At 59.8% G+C, this 1,174-nt stretch carries 1 protein-coding gene and 1 pseudogene; one reads left to right on the top strand and one right to left on the bottom strand.

Annotated features, from left to right (window positions below):
- Positions 1-595, top strand: a pseudogene (locus LG367_RS18195) (YadA-like family protein); the annotation flags it as partial.
- Positions 596-669: 74 nt separating this feature from the next.
- On the opposite strand, the gene LG367_RS18190 reads toward LG367_RS18195, so the two are convergent.
- Entirely contained in the window at positions 670-951 is a 282-nt protein-coding gene (locus tag LG367_RS18190; protein ID WP_226470680.1) for an IS3 family transposase, read from the bottom strand.
- Between the last annotated feature and the right edge of the window lie 223 nt (positions 952-1,174).

Here is a 1,174-nt window from a genome sequence, read left to right as displayed (position 1 = left end):
CAACAGCACGGCGCTGGGCACGGGCCCGACCGCATCCGGTGCGAGCAGCACCGCGATCGGCCAAGGCGCGAATGCTTCGCACGGCAACAGCGTGGCGCTCGGCGCGGGTTCGTCCACGACGGTCGGCGCGCAGACCGATTACAACGCTGCGTACGTGGGAAGCAGCACGTCGACCGGTGAAGTGAACGTCGGCGGCCGCACGATCACCGGCGTGGCGCCGGGCATCGCCGGCACCGACGCGGTGAACGTCAACCAGCTCAGCGCTGGCGTGAACTACGCCATCAACCAGGCCAACCAGTACACCGACAACCGCGTTACTGAAATTTACAATGACCTCTGGGAGGCTACCAACGATCTCGAGCGTGAAATGCATGCTGCTGTGGCCAGTGCGCTGGCAGTCAAGCAAGCACCATGGGTAGCGGGCAAGACCACTTATTACGCTGGTGTGGCTGCTTACAAAGATCAAGGGGCGGTGGGCATCAGCTTGCGCCGCACCGCGGACAGCGGTCGCTGGAGCCTGGAAGGCGACTTCACAAACAATCGTGAGGGTAGTGGTGCATACGTGGGCGTGAGTGGTGTGCTGGGCAGCGACTAGTTGTGTTGCCCTGGTAGCTGGAGTTACCAGGATTGGTGGATAGCCGTGGAGTGCCTGGAGACCGTTCTCGCGCATCAGGCGTGCTTGCTACACGTTTCACCGCGTTCGCGTAAGTCCAGGAATACCCTGGGAGCGCCATAAATCCCGTGGCTGGCCGTGAAGGAGGCGCGGATCAGACGGAGCAGTCGTGCATCTTCCTGGGCTCGGTCAGAAACCGGATGATCAAGCCATGCGTAGTAGCCAGCGCGAGCAACCCCAAGCAGGCGGCACATCATCTGAATGCTGAACTCATTCCGGTGCGACTCGATGAACTGATAAGCCTGCCGGTTCTTACTTGGAACCTTCTTCGAAGACATGGCGCCGGCCTCCTAATGCTTACTTGGATGCTAGACCTCGTCCACAAAATGCTGGTAACTCCAAACCGGTGCCTTGGCTCAAGCGCTGCCAGCAGAACCATTTCGTGGCGACAAGGCCCATCTATGCTAGCCATTGTGAGGTGGGGGGGAGGATTCTTTACGCGTCTTAGATGAAGAACCCCGGCGTTTCTTCATTGATAGGAGAGTGTCGAATGAGCGGAAA

It is taken from the genome of Luteimonas panaciterrae (assembly GCF_020511115.1).
Lineage (GTDB): Bacteria > Pseudomonadota > Gammaproteobacteria > Xanthomonadales > Xanthomonadaceae > Luteimonas > Luteimonas panaciterrae.
Note: the sequence above shows the minus strand (reverse complement) of the source record. Positions and strands in the feature narration are given on the sequence as shown.